Below are 18,210 nucleotides of genomic sequence, written 5' to 3' on the forward strand. Positions count from 1 at the left end.
GGAACCCCGTCCGCGACCAGCCGCCTGATCAACGCCCAATCTTCCAAGGAGATCACCCACCCAATCTGGTCTGGGTGGCCTAGTTTTCAAGCGTCGTTTTGGCCGAGTTCTCGAGCGTCGCCGACACTGCGCGTCGAAGGAGGAAGTTTGACCGGGCGGTGACAACTGAGGGATCGACCTGAGGCATCGCAGTGACCGTGCTGCCGGCCACCCGAGCCGACAGGCTAAGGCTGCGGAACGCGCGGCAAACACCGCCGCGCAGAACACGGTTCGCAGGTTGGCCTCGCGCTCGGCCGCTCGCGCGCGCCCGCCCGCGCGAGAAGTATCGGAGGCGCTCCCACAACTCGCCCAACCTGGCCGGACGGAACGACCGGATCAACCACAAACATCTAAGGAGCTTCCTAAGATTCTTAGGAGCTTCCCGAGACGCAAATTTGCATCTGAGGATGCTTGACATCGATCTGGGGAAATGCCACGATAGGTCCATGCCCGCCTCGAGTGGGCAAAAGACAGGCGGGGTCATCGACTAGACCTCGACAACCCCGCCTTGGCCACCAACAAGGGCAGCCGTGCGACTTAGACGCACTCCAAGTCTACGGCGCCAGCCATTCGAACGAGGAGTTCAATCAATGTCCATCGCAAATATCGATCTCTCCGCCGGCTCGTACGTCAAAGCGATCCAGATCAATGACCACATGTTCTTCACGGTGGTCAACTTTCAGCAGCTGCGCAACATCACGCGTGACCCGGCGGTGCTCCAGCCCAACGCGGCCAAGCGCTACCCGGGCGACACCGATCTCGAGAACGCAGTCGAGCTCCATGAGCTCGTGCAGCGGGCGCTTCAGGGCAGCAAGAAGAGCAACGTTGCGAAGTACAAGGAGTACATCGGCAAGGTGGTAAATGGCGAACCCGGGGTTCTGCCTCCGATTCATCTCTGGTCGGACAAGCCGCTCAACCTGGTAACCCCTGGGGCTTCCGAGGAAGCACAGGTGGGCTTCACGACCTACGGATTGATCCCGACGGGAGATAGGCTCCTTTCCATCGACGGAGAGACGCAGTTGACCGCGCACTATGCGCTCGATACTGATCCCGCCATCGATCCGGAGACTAAGGACAAGCATCGTGTCTACAACCTGGGCGCGATCGTGCACCATGGAGTCTCCCTGCAGCACGCGCGGCAGTACTTTCATGATCTGAACGTGCTTGCTGTGCGGCCTAACACGAGCCTGGGGCTCGCGATGGACACGCAGGATCCGCTCATGCAGGTCGTCGACCAGGTACAGCACCTGCCGTTGCTCCTGGGTCGTGTCGACACCACCGCCCGTCAGCTGCCGAAGAAGAACCACGGATCGAAGCTCGTCACTCTCCAAGCCCTGCGCCAGATGGTCGTGAACGTCGCGAAGGGGATCGGCGGAATCCAGTATGGGTCGCGCCCGGCGCCGCTGGACGAAGTAGACCTGGAGGCGCTCGCGGATGTCTCGAAGGCTGTGGTCGGCGGCTTCTTCGATCGGTTCCAGGCCGAGATTGCCGACCGCGAGGGGACGATCGCGGGCGCGGGCCCGGTGCTGGCTGCGGTCGGCGCAATGGGGAACGATGTCCTGAATGCACCTCCGTACGACCGCGCTCACCGGGTCGAGGAGCTTCTCGACAAGCTGACGACGATCGACTGGGCGAAGGGCCACCACTGGGTTGGCGTGGCGGGGAACTACACGTCGAACGGGGTCTTCTCCACGAAGGGCACGAAGGAAGTTGCCTACGCCGTCTATGCCGCGCTGAACGACTCGAGTTCTACCTCGTACCAGCGGATTCGTGTGGGCACGCCCACTTTGTCTGGGCTCGGCAGCTAATCGGACGCCTAACTGTGGCCCGCGACGCACGTGGCGCGTCGCGGGCCTCTGAGGTCCATTGTTGTCAGTTCTTCGCCGCGACATCCGCGCTCGCCCTCATACGCGATGAGGAGCATCGCTGAGCGAATTGCCGTGCAGCTCGACTTCGAGCGTGTCCATCCCGCGATGCGGCCACGACGGTCAGTCAATTCAAGAACGCATAGCCGTTCGCACGGCGGCCTCAAGACGATCGGCAGCGGCTCCGGGCGCCTCGTGCTCCCAGAAGCGCATTACTCGCCAGCCGGCGGCCTCAAGTCGTCGATTTGTGTCCCGATCGCGTTCGATGTTCGCGGTGAGCTTCGGACCCCAGTACTCGACGTTTCGCTTCGGCGCCGTTCCGTGCAGCGGGCAACCGTGCCAAAAGCAGCCGTCGATGAAGACGGCGATGCGGGCGCGGGTGAAGACGATGTCAGCTCGGCGCCGCAACCCCGGCACGGGTGCAAAATCCACCCGGTAGCGAAGACCCCGCGCGTGCAGCTCGCGTCGCACCGCCAGTTCGGTCGAGGTGTCGCGACGCTTGTTCGCAAGCATCGATTTCCTTGTGCCGTCTGAGGTTGCCCACGACTCGGCCATACGTCACACCCTGCTCGGGTTCCTGAGCACGTTCGGAGCGCAGCGTCGCAGGTCGCTGATCTGCAGCGGCGGATTCAACGCGGGCGGCCTCCCTCAGGCACCAGTTCTATCCGGCTGACGCGTGCTCGAGGTCGTTGATGTGTTCTTGCACAGCCTCCCGAAAACCCGGGTACCGACCTAGGTTTCCCTGCTGGAGACGGCTCCAGAACCCCTTTGCTCCTCGCAAGCTGAGCGCGTCGGCATTCCCCGAATCGATGATGTCACCGAGGTGGCTATATTCCTCGTGGATCGGGAATTCACTTAGTGACTCCGGCACCACGATCAGGCCCTTGTGACCCGCGGCTGCGGTGGGCCAAGACCCACGCCCCGGAGTCCAGGGCTGGAAGTCCGTGACCGGATCGGCCGGATCATTCAACCGGCTACCGACCCAGCGCGACACGCCCACAGTCACAGCGTTTCCAACGAGCTTCCATCGTGGACCATTCCGTCTGGACGAGAGATGATCTACGTCGGTCCACCCTCGGTCGAAGCCCTGCATCTCTTCCGCGTCCTCGACCGATGGCTTCACAAGACGGCGCCCCGGTGCGGCGTTGCGCACCCAAACTGCGGGAGGCGACGGAATGCCGACCGTCGACCCGCCCTTGAGGGTGGGAACAGCGTCTTGCGCCCAGCCAAGCCCGCGGAGCCCTTCGGTCCAATAGAACCCGAACATATCCTCACGGAAGTCCTCCGAGCGGTCTCCCGCGTCGTCTGCGAAGAGTACTCGTCGAGGGTCGAAGTCGACCGACGCAAGCAGTATCACTCGGCGGCGTCGTTGGGGGACGCCCGTGAAGCGAGAGTCGACGACGCGGTATGCCCATGCGTAGCCGAGTGCCTCGATCTCGGTGATCAGATAACTCATCGCTTTCCCGCGATCTAGAGCGAGCATGTTAGGAACGTTCTCAATGAGGAGCGTCGGCAAAGCGCCCCCGCGTTCGCGCGCGTCTTGCAGCAGTCTGAACACGTTGACTACTAGGCCAGAGTTCACGCCGCCGATGCCGGCCGTCCGCCCTGCCTGCGACAAGTCCGTGCACGGGAACCCCGCCGTGACGAGGTTTGTGTCTGCCGGAAGCTGTTTCATGTGTCGAACGTCGGGTTCTACAGGGACCCCGTGGAATCGAGCACGAAGGACTGCCTGAGCGGGTTCCCACCACTCGCAGAACGCGAGCGTCTCGATCTGATTGCCGAGCGCACGCTCAAGGCCAAGCTCCACGCCCCCGATGCCTGCGAACAGGCCGGCAACCTTCCACGAACTGCTCGTCATGTCTGCTGACTCCTAACCGCTTCCAACGGTACCCGCGATCGGTCCGAAACTCGAGTCGACCGGCCGCTGGTCACGATAGCGCGATCCCCAGACACGGCTCCCTTCGGGAGCCCACTCGCTCGCGGCGATAGCACGTGCATCTGCCACCCGACGCGGTCTACCGTTCCGCATCCACGATCGACGAGTAGCGGAATCTCTTCCGGTCCGGCGCGGGAGGACCCTCTTGAGCTCGAGCGTCGTCGACAGGAGGCGGCGATGTTGCCCACCGGCACGACCTGCCGGCGCGCGGGCGGTCCGCGAGCGCAGCGGTGCGGACCACTTCTGACGAGTTCGCCGCGAACACCGATAGCGTGTCGATCGTGGATTCACCCTTCGCCGAAAACGTCGCACACATTCGAGAAGCCCTAGAGGGCGTGGATATCTCGGCGCAGAGCGTGACCAAGTTCAATCGACTAGACGACGTCGTGCGGGCTGCTGCGGATCTGCCTGCTGGAGCCGTGGCGTCGGTAACCATCTCAAAGGCCGGCAACCTCTCCGTACGGAGTGTTCAGTCGCCCCGCGCACAGCAGGCCTCGCTACTCGTCGGAGTCTGTGTGAGCGAGAGCGTCGTCGAAGAGACTAAGAACGCAGCGCGTAAGGACGTCTATAAAGGACGTCACGACGGGGTTCTCCTCATGCATAAGGGATATAGCGGGGAATGGGTACTCGGATGGGGTGTGCGATCGCACGCCGCGAGTATCGACCCGGCCGCTAGCCGGCTTGCTGACGGCTACGGCACCGCGTGGGAAGTGATCGAACCGGAACAGGCTGCGCCGGAATCGGGGGCGACTTCCGCGTTGTCGTTGCACTCGGTGCCAGCACGCCTGGTTATCGATGACCGCACGCTCCGGATGGTCAGAACGTCGATCGCATCGCGAGCAGCGACCATGCTGGTCGGCCCGCCAGGCACGGGAAAGACGCAACTCCTCGAAGAGGTTGTTCGCGAAGTGGCTCAAGCGCCGGCCTCGTTCGGAATGTCGATGGCGCATGACCGCAAGATCGTGACACCCGACGAGTCATGGACCACGCGAGACCTTCTAGGCGGCGAGACAGTAGACGACAAAGGACGAATCCGCTTCGCTATTGGTCACCTGCTGGAGGCAGTCTCTCGAGACGAGTGGTTGGTGCTTGACGAAGCAAACCGGGCCGACATGGACCGTATTTTCGGAGGCGCATTGACTTGGTTGTCTGGCCAGTCGGTGTCCTTGGGTCGCGTTTCGGCCGACCCGAACGCGGGCGAGATTTCGCTTGGATGGACCGACTCGGCGCGCTCAGAGGTCACGCAGCTTGAGGAGCTGACAGTCGATGCGCCGCTCGAGCCGGTGGGTTTCCTCGCCGGGACAGAGTGGCGACTCCTCGGTACGTACAACGCGCTCGACGCAGTCAGGGTGTTTCGGTTTGGCCAGGCACTTGGCCGTCGATTTGCGCACGTGCCAATCGCACCGCCGGACGCGCGCGGATTCGAGACCGCCCTCGCCGCCGAGCTCTCGCAGCTGCCGGAGGAACGTCGCTCCGAAGTGAACACTCGAGTGCTGACGCTGTATGCAGCTCATCGGGCGAATCAAGGCACGGCCCTGGGACCGGCCCTCTTCCTCGGAATTCCGCAATACGTGGCAGCCGGTATCGCGCTCGGCCAGGGGACCGTCGCGGAGCTAGTGGCGGAAGCGTACTTGACAAGTGCCGGCGCATGGCTGGCGCGGATCGACGATGCTGCGCTGAAGACACTCGGCACGGCAGTGTCGACCGAGGAAGGACTTGAGGGTCAGTGGAGCTGGGTGACGACACAACTGGAAGTGCTGCGCTGATTGGTCTCCCCGCGGACGCGAGTCCAGCGATTCCTGTCGCGGGGCTGCGTGAGGCCTTGGCCAGTTTCAGCGGGTTAGGCGAGTTGTACTCTGCCGTTTCAGAGCTTGCTCCGCGGGAGCACGGTTGGAGCGCCTCAGCGGTATCAGCTCGGGCCAACCGAGTGCTGATGGCTCACCTGATCCCCCTGATCGCTCAGCTTCCAGATTCGGCCGTCGCGTGGATAGATGCGCTCCCAGCGCAATCCGAGCGCCGCCGGGAGATAACGGTGGCGCCGTCCGGACGAGTCAACTGGGCTCGGACTAGACGTCACGGGTGGCCCCCGAGCTCCTTCCACACGGTCGTAAGGGAGCGAACGCCCGACAGTATTTTGACCTCGGTTTTTGGGTGGGTTGCTGGAGAATTGGTGGCCATTCAGCGCGACGCCAATCGAGCAGCATCAGACGTCGACGCATCCGTTAGACACGAGCTATCTGCGATCCGCCAAGCGTGGGAGTCTCTTCAATCGTCGAACGCTGAGTTCGTCGCGCCGGATCGCGAGGATATAGCAGCCTTGCGAGCATCGGGTCGCCCCTGGGGCGCGCTGGCAGACGTCGCACAGATGATTATTCTCAAACGCGGGGACGTGGCGAATGCTGCGCGAGAGCTGCTGCTTCCGGCGCCTGAGCTCCGCGGGGCACTATTTCACCTCGGATGTCTCGGGGAGGTCCTGGTCGCCCTGCGGCGCCACCACTGGGGACTCACGAATCTCCGGCCAATCGGTATCGGGTCGGGCCCGATCTTCCGAGCCCGCAAGGGTGACCGAACGCTAGAAATCTGGTACGAAACCGCTGCCGCGTATCGGTACTACAAGGGCCGGTCGCCGTATGCGGACGCTCTCACCCAGTTGCGTGCCAACGGACGCCCGATCGGCGCAGACATCGGTCTCTTTGAGTCGAACCGTCGTGCTCTTCTGCTCGAATGCAAGTACTCGGCGAAGCCTGAATATGTGCTTCGGAACGGATACGAGCAGGCGGTCGCCTACATGACTGAGTGCCACACGGCATTGGCTGTCGATGTCGAGGGTGTGGTGATCGGCCCGCACGGAGTCGTGAATGGTTTCGCGGAGGTCGAAACCTCCGTGGGCATGGTGTCGCTGATGCCCGCGTCGGGTGTTGAAGAGCGGGTCGCACGCTGGGTCGCGGAAAATCTCTCCGCGAGCCGGGCAAACCCGATAGAGGATCACCGCTAGAACCCAGCGAGCCGCACGATTCCGACGCAGAATGCCGAGCCGGATCCAGGCTCATCCGGCGTCGACTCAGAGCGGCAGTTCAACGCAAACGATTCAGCGATGCACGCAGGCACCCATGGTGAGCGACACCCTTTAGAAGCACTCCCCTGCACATACCTGCACGCCACAAAAATACCTGGATAATGCGGAAAACGCACCCTATTCTGGCGCCATGCGAGGAGGCCTCGAGCGCTGGAAACGAGGGGTCGAGTCCCGAGGGGTTCGACAGGCGATCGGCTACGCGCTCGAGGGCATCTGCGATGCTCACCTGCAGCACTCCCCCAGCGTTGACGCGCTCGAAGCGTATAGTGCGGCATCCGATTCGACGGTCTCGCGATTTATTGTCGCGAGCGGGAGGATCGGTAAAGACGAGCTCACCGCCGGCGGCCTTCGTATCTGGCTCACGGGACACGACCCGATCACCGGGGAAGAGCGCGGCCATCAGCGGCTGAGCCCCGACGCCGACCTACTGCTCGATGGAACGCTCAATCACCCGAAGTCGTACAGCATCGCCGCGCTGCTGCATCCCGAGCTCGCTGCCGAGTTCGAAGCACTCCAGGACCGGCTGCGCGACCGCATCCTGCTCACATGGCAGGCGGAGCTCAACGCGCGGCGCGGCCACGGAGGGCTCATTCGCGAGAAGCTCACCCGCATCGAGGTCGTCGAGCTGCAGCATCGGCGCTCGCGCGCGCTCGACCCGCACATCCACCGTCATCTCTGGCTGAACATCAAGGTGCTTGGCGCGGACGGCAAGTGGTCGAACCTCGACTCGCGCGTCGCGATGAAACTGCACACCGTCGTCAACGCCGAGGGCGAGCTCGCCGCCCGCACCGATCCCGCCTGGATCGCCGCGCTCGCCCGGCACGGATACACGCTCGACGACACTGGCGAGATCGCCGAACTCGCCGGCGCCGTCCGCCCCGTCTCGCGTCGATCGGCGCAGATCGAAGGCAACCGCGCGCACCTGATCGCGGGGTGGTCAGCGGCGCACGGAGGCTCTGCCCCGAGCGTGGAGGTACTGCAGCAGATCGATCGGCGCGCGTGGGCGGTGTCGCGTCCGAACAAGCCGGCCGATCTCGACGAGGCATCCTGGGAGGCGCGCGTCCGCGAAGAGATCGCAGCGATCGATCCGAGTCTGACCACCCCGCGCGTACCGATCGCCGTCGCGGCAACAGACCCCCATGCCGTCGACCTGGATCTGCTCGCGGCACAGGCGGTCGTCGACGCGGACGAACGGTCCACATCATGCGGCGGAAGGTTCAGCATCTTCGACATCCGCGCGGGCGCAATTCGCGCGCTCTCGCGCACAAGCGTCGTCGCAGAACGCGACCGGCTCGATGGCGTGATCGCCGAGGTGACGGAGCGTGCCGCCCGTTCCGTCTATCGGCTCGTTGGGGAGCCGCCGGCGCACGTCAAGGCGTTCATGGCGATCGAGACCGTGCGCGCCAAGGTGCGTCTCGCAGGCCGCTTGGACCTGCTTGCCCAACCCGGTCGCTCCCTGCTGCCCGGCGAGTTGCACCGGTCCGCGCCGAACCAGGATCTGTCGGCGCTGGATGCGTCGCAACGCGTTGCCGCGTGCGCCCTTGCCGGCACGGACGGGCTCGTGACGGTGACCGGCCCCGCCGGTGCAGGCAAGACGACGATGCTGCGCGCTGCGTTCGCGGCGCTCGCGTGGCAACGGCGGCGGATGCTCGTTATTGCTCCCACGCGGAAGGCGGCAACGGTGGCGTCTCGCGAGGTCGGGGCCGTGGCATCCAGTATTCATGCCCTGCTCTCGGATCACGGCTATCGATGGGGCACCGACGAAGCCGGCGCGAAGGTGTGGACCAGGCTTCGAGTGGGCGAAGTCGATCCCGGGAACGGCGCCGTCTACAGCGGGCCAACGCAGTACGTGCTGCGTTCTCGCGATCGGATCGTCGTCGACGAAGCCGGCATGGTCGACCTGCAGACGGCGAACGTCCTCGTCGAGCTCGCGATCGAGCACGGTGTCGGGCTGGCGTTCGCGGGTGACACGCATCAGGCGTTGCCGGTCGGACATGCGGGCGCGATGAATTCTGCGATCCGGCGCGCCAACGCTGCTGTCGAGCTCGACACGGTGCACCGGTTCCGCGATCCCGACTACGCGGCGCTCACGCTGCGGCTCCGGGATGCGGGTGATCGCGAGCATGCGCTCGGGGTTGCTGGCGAGCTTGCCGAACACGGTCACGTCGACCGGGTCGATCATCACGACGCGGCGCGCGAGCGGATGATCGACGCCTACTTCGAGTGGCACGCGCGCGGCAAGCGCGTGACGCTGGTATCCGGCACGAATGCTGAGGCCGATGCGATCAACGACGCCATCCAGCAGCGGCGAGTCGATCAGGGCGAGCTCGACGTCCGCGTCGCCGCGTGGGGAATGGACGAGCAGCGGATCCTCGTCGGCGACACCGTCCAGACCCGTCGCAACGACCGGCTCACGGGAGTCGAGAATCGCGCACAGTGGATCGTGCGCGGCATCCACGACGAGTACCTGTCCCTGGTCTCCGTGGGCGACAGCGGCGAAGTGGCGCGTGTGTCCACCGCGTACGCGCGCGAGCACGTGCAGCTCGCCTACGCATCCACCGTGCACGGCGTGCAGGGCGACACCGCCGACGCGTCGGTGGTCGGGCCGGATGTTGATGCCGCGGGACTCTACGTGGGCCTGACACGCGGGCGGATGCACAACGTCGCGATCGTCGTCGCGCGGACGGATGCCGCGGCACGCGAGCGCCTCGCCGAGTCGATGCAGCGCGGCACTCCGGAGTTGACGATGCAGGATGCTGTACGCGCGGCTGAGGCGGAGGTGCGGCGCGCGGCGAGGAGTCGGGAAGCCGGCGTGGTGACGGGGCCGGTGGTTGGGGCGCCGAGTGCGGCGCGCGGGCTGGGTATGTAGAGGTGCTCGATGGCCGGGCACTCAACGAGGGAAGAGTCTCGGGCGGGCTATTCGGGCGCGGTCAGCGATGGTCCCGACCCCGAAAACTGGATCTCGTCGGTTGTGTCCACGGACGACCGGCCATCGTTCATGTCGGTTAAAGGCTAGGTCTCGGGCACCACGCGACAGCGACTCGCTCACCACTTGGCGAGACGGGCAATCGTCCGAGCGCGAGTGCCGTCGATCAGTAGGCTGGGCGAGGGTCGTTACTGGCCGGAACTGGGGAATGCAAGGAATGACGACTGGCACCGATGCCACCTATGAGAACCGGTCGACCCGAGTCCTACGAGGTCTAGAAGCTCGCACGATCAAGAAATGGGAGGACGACGGTTGGGAGGTCGTCTCTCAGGAGCACGGAAAGCTACGCACCACGATCACGTTTCGACGCCCACGGCCGAAGTCCCATCGCGTGCTGTGGATCGTCGGCGGAGCCACCATTGCTGTCGTCCTGGCGGCGATCATCACAATCGGAGTGATCAACGAACGCAGCGCTGCCCCGATCGCGTCCGAGTCCGCGGCGACTGATCCGCCGCCATCCTCCGAGGCGAGCCAAGCGCCATCCGTCAGTCCAACTTCCACTGAGATCGCGGGTGCGCAGTGCTCCATGCTCGGAGCCTCCGCGGATTGCACATTCGGGCAGACGGTGCTCTACACCGACACCACCGGCGACGGGGACGTCGCCCTCGAGATCACAGTGCTCGCTCCCGTCGAGTTCACACCGACAAGCAACGCGACATTCTGGAACAGCCGCGCCACCCAAGTGCCCGGACTGCCGTTGAACATCTACTTCCCGGTGACAATCAAGAACGTCTCCGACCAGCCCCGCGACAGCAGCTTCATCCTCACACAGGCAGTAAACGACGAAGAGCGCGCGACGGACATCCTCACAGTCAGCGACGGCGACGTCGCCAGCTACCTGAACTTCGACACCCTGGTTCCAGGAGAGTCCTACGTCTTCAACGACGGTTGGAGCTTGTCCACGCTGGATGGACTCGAGTTCGAGATTCGGATCGACGGGCTCGCCGGCGGCAGTGTGACCTTCACCAACTGAGACAAGAAGCAACGGCCGCGCTACCACCGCCCAGTAAGCACCACCGAGATCGCTATGAGCGGTATCGCCCGTGGGCGTCCGGAAGCCCCAGATCCTCGTGCAACCCGCACGTCGCGCCCGCTGAAGACAGCGGCTTGCGGCTCGCGCGCGGGATTCTTGCTCGTTACCGCCGCGCTCCTCGAGTGCGTCAACAGACGCCATCGCATCGGAAGAACTCTCAGCGCTGCTCGCGACAGACCGCGGGCCCTCTTCGGGTCTATCTCGGCAGTTGAGCGAGCACGCTGGGCAGTCTGCGCGAGGAGCCTAAGTGCTCTGATGCTCGTGGGCTACGCACAACCCAGCGAACGGCGGCGAGCTCTGTGAAACGGGCCCCGCAGTGATGTCGGCCCGCACGGATAGCGTGGGTGCGTGGTTCACCTCAAACCCGGCACGACAGCTCCGGCCGCCATCGCCGCCCTCGAGGAAGCGGCGCGTTCGGCGAACAATCTCCTCGGTGCCGGTCGGACGGCGATCGATCTGCTGAGCACGTACCGATCCTGGTCAAGTCAGCAGATCCGCTCCCTGTCGAGCCACCTGACCTCCGATTCTGTGAACGACCTGGTCGCGACACGGAGATACTGGCTCATCCAGTCGCTCGATCCGATCGCTTACGGCCTCCCAGCCGTTGGCGAGTTAGTCGGCCTCGAGGTCACCGAATGCGTGAACGCGCTGACGGAGGCGGCGAAGTCGCTGCAGGCTCAGGCAAGTGTCTGGTCTCAGTGGCGAGGACTTGGGTTGCCCGGTGCCCCCTTTCACGCCGTGGTACTCGATACGAATGTGCTCCTCCGGCACTGCGACACCTTGATCGACATCCGCTGGAACGTGGGCCTAAACATCTTCCCTCACGAGACCATCGCGCTCGGGATACCCATGGTCGTGGTCGAGGAGCTCGACCGGCTGAAGGACAGCAACGGGGTCATGTATCTCGGCGAGGAGAAGCTCGCCGTCCGGACGTTGGCGCGCGCTGCGCTGCGGTCGCTCGACAAGGTGTTTCAGGCGGGTTATCTCAATTGGCAGATCCGGCAGAGTGGTGGCAGTGGTGACGGCTTCCGCGGCGAACTGCACGCGATCCTCATCGTCGACGACTTGAACCACGCCCGCCTACCCGATCCCGATCTTGAGATTATCGACCAAGCGATCCGCTTGCGGCCCTTCACCGCTGATGTGGCGCTCACGACCTACGATCAAGCCATGATCTTCCGGGCGCGCAGCGCCGGTCTGAAGGCATTCCGCCCCACGGAGGAAATGTGACTCGCATCCACGAATCGCCTCGTGGCTCGCTGTCCGGCCGCGAGGTTCGAGAGCTTGACCTGCACTATTCGACGGTTCGGTAACTAGGGCAGTAGGGACGTTTTCACGGCTGGCTCTTTTCGTCTGGCCGGTGGCTGTGGCGCTCCAACTCGATGGACGAACGCCCGATAGTGTCCTGTTAGCGCGGGCGGGGCCCTCGGGAATGGGGAACTGAAATGGTCGGGGATCGTCGCATGAGCTGTTGCCGCACGGTTCAGCTGCTGCCGGGCTGTGAGTGCCGTGCCTGAGCGCGTCTCCCTGTATGAAAGCGACCTGACAGGATTCTCATTACTGCGGAGTCCTTCGAGTCCGGCGTGGCGGCGACCTCAAATCGGCGCTCTCACGGCTATCGCCAGCCACTGGACGATCGACCCGGAGGAACGGCTTCTAGTGTCGCTTCCGACTGGCTCAGGCAAGACCGCCGTCGCGACAGCGCTGCCGCATGTTGCGCGGGCGCATCGAGTCTTGGTGGTCGTGCCGAGTGTCGAGTTGCGAAAGCAGATCGCCGACGCTTTTAGATCACAGCGCGACTTGGTTCTCTCCGGTGCCGTTGCGGAATCCTGTCCCCGCCCGACTGTCGAGGAAGTCAAGGGTCGGGAGGTGAACTGGCAGAACCTAGCGTTCGCCGATGTGGTTGTCGCGCTTCCAAACTCGATCAGCCCGCATCACATGACCCCCGAGCAGCTTCCCCCACCGGACTACTTTGACTTGCTGGTCTTCGACGAGGCGCACCACACCCCGGCGGCGACTTGGCGCAAGCTACTGGATCATTTCCCTAAAGCTCGCGCGGTATTGCTTACGGCTACGCCTCGCCGCGCTGACGGAAAGCTTCTACCAGGCGCGCACGTGTACCACTTTCCGTTGCGTGCGGCGATGTCAGACGGCTTGTTTCACCCCATCCGGCCAGTTGTACTTCGTGGTCCAGACCCACTGACCGATGCCGCCAAGGACGCAGCGATTGCAGACGAGGTCGTGGCGAACCTTCGACGCGACGAACACAGCACCAGCGTCGCGCTTGTACGCGCAGGTACAGTTCATCGGGCGGGCATCCTCAAGGGCCTATATGCGGCCCGAGGTGTGGACGTCGAAGTCATCACGGGATCAACGGCGCAGGGGGATCGTGATTCGATGCTGTCGCGTTGGCGAGCCGGCGAGCTTCGAACGCTTATCGCCGTTGACATGCTCGGCGAGGGCATAGACGTGCCACGACTGCGCATCGTCGGCTATCACGATAAGCACAAGTCAGTTCCCTCGACCATGCAATTCATTGGCCGACTTGCGCGTGCGAATCGAGAGTTCCCGCAAGAATCTGTGCTCGTCACCGTCCACGACGAGGACGTCTACCCCGCCCTGCAAGATGCGCTTCGCCAGTTATACCTCGAAGACGCGGACTGGGTCGAGGTGTTGCCTACACTCATCGACGATCACGTCCAACGGGAACGACAGGATCGAACCTATCTCGCCGCCTTCGACGACGTCCCCACCGTGATCGCACTGCACTCGGTGAGGCCGCTTGCGCGAGCAAGCATGTACGAGGTCCCGCTCGGTACCTCGTGGGATCCGGGCTTCTCTGATGGGGTTCCCGCAGCTCTGAGGACCGGCGAGCGACTGATCGGCCGCGAGATCGTGTATGCCGGGCTGAACGACCTCGCATCTCAATTAGTGATAATCACAGCAGAGCCGGATCAGCCCAAGTGGTACGCCGGATCGGAGCTCCGTCGAGATATCTACGATCTGGCCGTTGTGAGCTGGATTCGAAGCTCCAACACACGCCGCCCGCATCTGCTGTTCGTGAACGCGCAAGACGACGGCTTCCTCAATGCAGTGCGAGACAACCTGGACGCGTCCGGTGTCTTGCGAAACGGCAACCCTGCATATCTGCAGGCCGCTTTCGACACCCTTGAGCGCCTATCGGTGTCGTCTGTCGGCGTTCGCAACACCTTCGCAGCCGTTCCTGGTACGCCCGCGTATGCCACTTTCGCTGGGAGCGGTATAGACCGCGGCCTTCGAGAGGCTGACACCAGTGCCAGGTCTCTGGGTCACGCAATGGCGCAGGTGCGGGCGTCGACCGGCGAGGCTACTACGGCGGGTTTGGCGGCGGAGAAATCGAAGTACTGGGAAACCCGATATCTCGGACTTCGCGAGTACGATCTGTTCGCCGTCGAACTGGCGGGCCGATACTGGTACCCCAGGCAGGCTGACTCAGGTCCGCTGCTGCCGAATGTTTCAAAGGGCACTCGGACCGAAACGTTCCCACCTGAACCGATCGCGGCCGAGATCAACCCCGCGCTCTTCGGGGCATCTTATGCATTGCCCGACGGACGCCCCATCGAATCGCTAGACATTGAGCCAAGTTGGCGGGACCCGAACGACGGGTTGAGTCTTTACCTGCGGCTCTTCGACCCCACGGACGATTCAACCGAGATCTGGTGCGGCAAACAGGCTATCGATGGGCGATTCACAACGGTGCGGGGCGAGACCGTGATTCACAGAGGCACGGGCAACCGAACCTCCTTGACAGATCTCTTCGACGCCCACCCGCCGCTCGTGTACTTCCTCCGGGGCGCCACTGTCGTGGGAGGGACCACCGTTCAGGCGCCCCGCACCGAGCGATTCCTCCCCGATGTGAGCCTGATCCCCGGCGCTTGGGGCACGACGGACATCACTAAGGAGACTCATCGAACCGGGGGTGATCGGTCGATTCATCACTGGGTTGAAAAGCACCTAACGGATGTCGTCGTTCCGAACGGCGTACAACGATGGGTGTTCCATAACGACGGTGGGGGCGAAATAGCGGACCACGTGGTGATCGAGAAGCTCCCTTCGCAAAGGGTGCGTGTCGAGTTTTGGCATTCCAAACCATCTGGCAACTCAACGCCCGGCGTGCGGGTGACCGACATGGAGGTCGTAACGCAGCAAGCCGCCAAGAGTCGTCGACACATCACAGATCGCGGCTTCTGGAGTCGAGTCGGTCGACGATTGAGCGGAGGCGAGCGGCCGCCGCTCCGACTGCTGAGCGGCGACGCCGACGATATCCGCGCGATGTGCGGTCTCATCGCTGGGCGCGAAGCCGATTCGATCGTGGATAACCCGCCAGTACTTGAAGCGAGGATTGTGATCGTGCAGCCCGGGCTCAGTGCGGACCTACTGCGCCTACGGCTCGAGATCGACGATCTTAGCGCGGGGCAGGTGCGCGAGTACTTGATCTTCCTGCACAACGCCGTCGGCGGACTTGGTGCCCTCGAGGTCATCTGCTCGGAGTAGTGAACCGGTCGCGGGTTCGCCCGCGAACAGAGGTTCGATATGAGAAGGATTGGCGTTCGCCGACGAAGTCGTTCCACCCCACGATTGGCCCAGCGCGGACGGGCGCACGACTGCATTCATATTCACGGCCTCGACCTCGACCTAGGTGAAGTTACTTTCAGCGCCGCATCGAGCTGCGTCGTCCTTTGGCAGGGTCGGCTGCGCACGCGTCCCGTTGCTAATCCGCTACCCTGCGATCGTGTCCGGATCCCCGCAACCGTCGCCCAATGTTCCCCGCATCTTCATCGGGTCGTCCACAGAAGGGCTCAACGCCGCTCGGTTCTTGCAGAGCGAGTTGGAGAAGCGGACCCCGTGTGAGGCGACGTGCTGGGATCAGGACGTGTTCGCCCTCTCTACATTTACGCTCAACACCCTCATCGACGCGTCAGACGCCTATGACTTCGCTGTGCTCGTGGCCACGCCCGACGATGCCACGACGAAACGCGGCACTACCATCCCCGTGCCACGTGACAACGTGATCTTCGAGCTCGGACTCTTCGTTGGCGGTCTTGGCGCTGACCGCACGTTCCTGATCACCGACAGGTCACAGTCGGATCTGGGGTTGCCTTCCGATCTGGCTGGTTTCACGTACGGGGTGTTCCGGACCCGACAAGATGGAAACGTCCGTGCATCGCTCAACGACGCCGCCCTCGGCATCGTGCAGAAGATTCGAGCGCTCGGCGTGAGACCCGCGGCCGGCGCGGCCTCAACCTCGGCCAGTCGGGGGTCGCGTGCACTGGACGCCGAGCTCGATCTCGTCTGTAAAGCCGCGCTCGCGCAGGGTTGGCAGATCCGCACCAGGTCCCTTACAGTCCTGCGCCTGCAGGATCGAAAGCGCAGAAAGCACACCATGTCGCTCGGCCATCCTGAAACAACGAGGGTCGAGCTCCGCGCCTTTGCGAGGCAACTTCGAGCCCACGGCTTGCGTATCGATCGGAGCGTGCGCGGTCCGGTAGAGGACTCCGTTCACGGCTGAAACGCGAGGCCCCCGCAGGGCGTCACGCTCCTGCGGGGGCTGCACTCAAACCCGATCTGTATCGGGAGCCCCTTGCGGGAACGCCGTGCATCCATCGTTGTACGCGTCGCCTTGTAGTTCGTGGACAGCTTCCAGCTCAACCTTCGGCTGTCTCTATCCGGAACGGACACGAGCCCCTGAGGCCAGCGCGCACGCCGACGAGATCAACATTAGCGACGTAATCCGTCATTGCCCGCAAGGGGATCCCAAGCGAACGCGCTCACACCCTCTCAAGACGTATCTCAAGCGGGCGCTGCCCGTTTACGGATGGGCATCGCGATCCTGACGAGTACGAGGATGGGCACCATCAGGCGAACGTCACTGAGCTGTGATCAGCCTTCATCCCTACACCCCACCGGCCCGACACCCAACGTCGGGCGGCAGAACTGAAGCTCAGTAGCCAAGAGGGGGCGGCGACCGAAGAGCCGCCGCCCCCTCACCTACAAGGGCTCGATCGTCAGCTCGATTCCCGCTACGGTGATCTTGATGGTGAGACGGTACGAGAGGACCATGATTCCTCCTTCCGCTTACTGATGCCCCCGCGCCCGGCCCGGCGCGGGGGCTAATTTCGTTGGTACGCCAATGCTCATACAGCCCCGCACCCGCCGCAACTATCGGACTACTACGTTTGTCGCGGATCTTTAAGGCGATCTGAGCGGTGTACGATTGCGTTGAAAGCGGAGTCCGAATTCGGTTATCGCGGAGGACACGATCGATCGCAGCGGCAGGTATAGGACAGCATGTACCCCCGGGATCTCAGGTACCCCTTGGATTTCTTGTCCCTCCGCTACAAACGTCATGACTTTGGAGGGCGAGTGGCCAACCTCGAGGATGCTAGTGCCCTCATGCAAACCGCAGTGGCTCGGTCCGGACGCACGTCGAGTGTGCAGTTTCCAATCGCCTTCGCTCGCCGTGCCGATGGACTGATGCCTACGCTCAACGGATTGGCGGCCGGCGGACGAGGCGGTTTGGTTCGCCTTCGGCTCTATCTGACGATGGCAATGCAGGCCTCGTCTGTCCCGCGCACTATCCCGCCCAAGACTTCGGCCGCCTACGCGCGACTGATCAGTCTCGACGCCAGAACAGGTCCGCGGCGGGTGAACGACGCGCTCCGACACCTCGACGAGAGAGGCCTCATTCATCGCGAGCTGCGGACCGGCCGCGCGCCGCAAATCACAGTGCTCAATCCAAACGGATCTGGCGACGACTGGCCAGACAGAACGGAGGATCGCTGGATAACCGTGCCTCTCGAGTTCTGGTCGGGAGGCTGGATCTTCCGAATGTCGGCTCGCGCCATCGCCGCGTACATCTCACTTCGCGAGTTGCTCGGCGGCAGCAAGCACAAAGATGGCCAATTCATGAGCGGCTTCCGGAAGGGCCAGTACGGCATCTCTGACGACACCTGGACCCGTGCCCTAAAGGAACTCAAGGAGCTTGGTGTACTCATCGAGACCATAGAACCCGGCGGGGACGACGAACATCCATACCGCACTCGTCGACGCTACCGACTCATCGAGTTGTCCGATGTGAAAGCCAGCCGGGCGGACCGTCGCGCAACCAGCGATTGAAAGGACGCGTCCGAGCGTTACTCTCACGTGCCCTAGAAGAGTTCCAAGGTCCGAGACGACGCATTCTCGGATCCGACGCGGTAATTGAGGGAGGGCAGCACTCACAAGGTCCGCGCCGCG

At 63.6% G+C, this 18,210-nt stretch carries 11 protein-coding genes; 9 read left to right on the top strand and 2 right to left on the bottom strand.

Going from position 1 to position 18,210, the window contains the following annotated elements:
• Positions 1-629: 629 nt before the first annotated feature.
• Positions 630-1,847, top strand: coding sequence for a DNA sulfur modification protein DndB (locus ACLBXX_RS09410; RefSeq protein WP_447657811.1), 1,218 nt, complete (start codon positions 630-632; stop codon positions 1,845-1,847).
• A 189-nt stretch (positions 1,848-2,036) separates the two neighbouring features.
• On the opposite strand, the gene ACLBXX_RS09415 is transcribed toward ACLBXX_RS09410, so the two are convergent.
• Together ACLBXX_RS09415 and ACLBXX_RS09420 are read right to left on the bottom strand one after the other, a co-directional pair.
• A complete protein-coding gene (locus tag ACLBXX_RS09415; protein WP_447657812.1) occupies positions 2,037-2,459 on the bottom strand; it encodes a very short patch repair endonuclease in 423 nt (140 codons plus the stop codon).
• 106 nt (positions 2,460-2,565) lie between these two features.
• Positions 2,566-3,762, bottom strand: coding sequence for a DNA cytosine methyltransferase (locus ACLBXX_RS09420; RefSeq protein WP_447657813.1), 1,197 nt, complete (start codon positions 3,760-3,762; stop codon positions 2,566-2,568).
• 359 nt (positions 3,763-4,121) lie between these two features.
• On the opposite strand from ACLBXX_RS09420, the gene ACLBXX_RS09425 reads away from it, so the two are divergent.
• The 8 genes from ACLBXX_RS09425 (at position 4,122) to ACLBXX_RS09460 (ending at position 18,090) form a co-directional block, all read left to right on the top strand.
• Entirely contained in the window at positions 4,122-5,606 is a 1,485-nt protein-coding gene (locus ACLBXX_RS09425) for an AAA family ATPase (RefSeq protein ID WP_447657814.1), read from the top strand.
• Between the two features lie 404 nt (positions 5,607-6,010).
• Positions 6,011-6,835: a hypothetical protein gene (locus tag ACLBXX_RS09430; RefSeq protein ID WP_447657815.1), complete on the top strand. Its 825-nt coding sequence runs from the start codon at positions 6,011-6,013 to the stop codon at positions 6,833-6,835.
• Between the two features lie 211 nt (positions 6,836-7,046).
• Complete coding sequence (locus ACLBXX_RS09435; RefSeq protein ID WP_447657816.1) at positions 7,047-9,785, top strand: AAA family ATPase; 2,739 nt, start codon at positions 7,047-7,049, stop codon at positions 9,783-9,785.
• Between the two features lie 274 nt (positions 9,786-10,059).
• The gene (locus ACLBXX_RS09440) at positions 10,060-10,875 is read left to right on the top strand and encodes a hypothetical protein (protein ID WP_447657817.1); all 816 of its coding nucleotides are present in this window, start codon (positions 10,060-10,062) and stop codon (positions 10,873-10,875) included.
• A 408-nt stretch (positions 10,876-11,283) separates the two neighbouring features.
• Positions 11,284-12,165 carry a PIN domain-containing protein gene (locus ACLBXX_RS09445; protein WP_447657818.1) on the top strand — a complete coding sequence of 294 codons (882 nt, stop codon included), beginning with the start codon at positions 11,284-11,286 and terminating at the stop codon, positions 12,163-12,165.
• Between the two features lie 279 nt (positions 12,166-12,444).
• A complete protein-coding gene (locus ACLBXX_RS09450) occupies positions 12,445-15,468 on the top strand; it encodes a DEAD/DEAH box helicase (protein WP_447657819.1) in 3,024 nt (1,007 codons plus the stop codon).
• A gap of 238 nt (positions 15,469-15,706) precedes the next feature.
• The gene (locus tag ACLBXX_RS09455) at positions 15,707-16,483 is read left to right on the top strand and encodes a nucleotide-binding protein (RefSeq protein ID WP_447657820.1); all 777 of its coding nucleotides are present in this window, start codon (positions 15,707-15,709) and stop codon (positions 16,481-16,483) included.
• Between the two features lie 965 nt (positions 16,484-17,448).
• Entirely contained in the window at positions 17,449-18,090 is a 642-nt protein-coding gene (locus ACLBXX_RS09460) for a hypothetical protein (RefSeq protein ID WP_447657821.1), read from the top strand.
• The last annotated feature ends 120 nt before the right edge of the window (positions 18,091-18,210 follow it).

The sequence above is a fragment of the Microbacterium sp. C23T genome (assembly GCF_053345975.1).

Excerpts from the sequence above, each read along its gene's own strand:
- ACLBXX_RS09410 (WP_447657811.1), top strand. The coding sequence starts at position 630 with ATGTCCATCGCAAATATCGATCTCTCCGCCGGCTCGTACGTCAAAGCG.
- ACLBXX_RS09415 (WP_447657812.1), bottom strand. The coding sequence starts at position 2,459 with ATGGCCGAGTCGTGGGCAACCTCAGACGGCACAAGGAAATCGATGCTT.
- ACLBXX_RS09420 (WP_447657813.1), bottom strand. The coding sequence starts at position 3,762 with ATGACGAGCAGTTCGTGGAAGGTTGCCGGCCTGTTCGCAGGCATCGGG.
- ACLBXX_RS09435 (WP_447657816.1), top strand. The coding sequence starts at position 7,047 with ATGCGAGGAGGCCTCGAGCGCTGGAAACGAGGGGTCGAGTCCCGAGGG.
- ACLBXX_RS09440 (WP_447657817.1), top strand. The coding sequence starts at position 10,060 with ATGACGACTGGCACCGATGCCACCTATGAGAACCGGTCGACCCGAGTC.
- ACLBXX_RS09460 (WP_447657821.1), top strand. The coding sequence starts at position 17,449 with ATGCCTACGCTCAACGGATTGGCGGCCGGCGGACGAGGCGGTTTGGTT.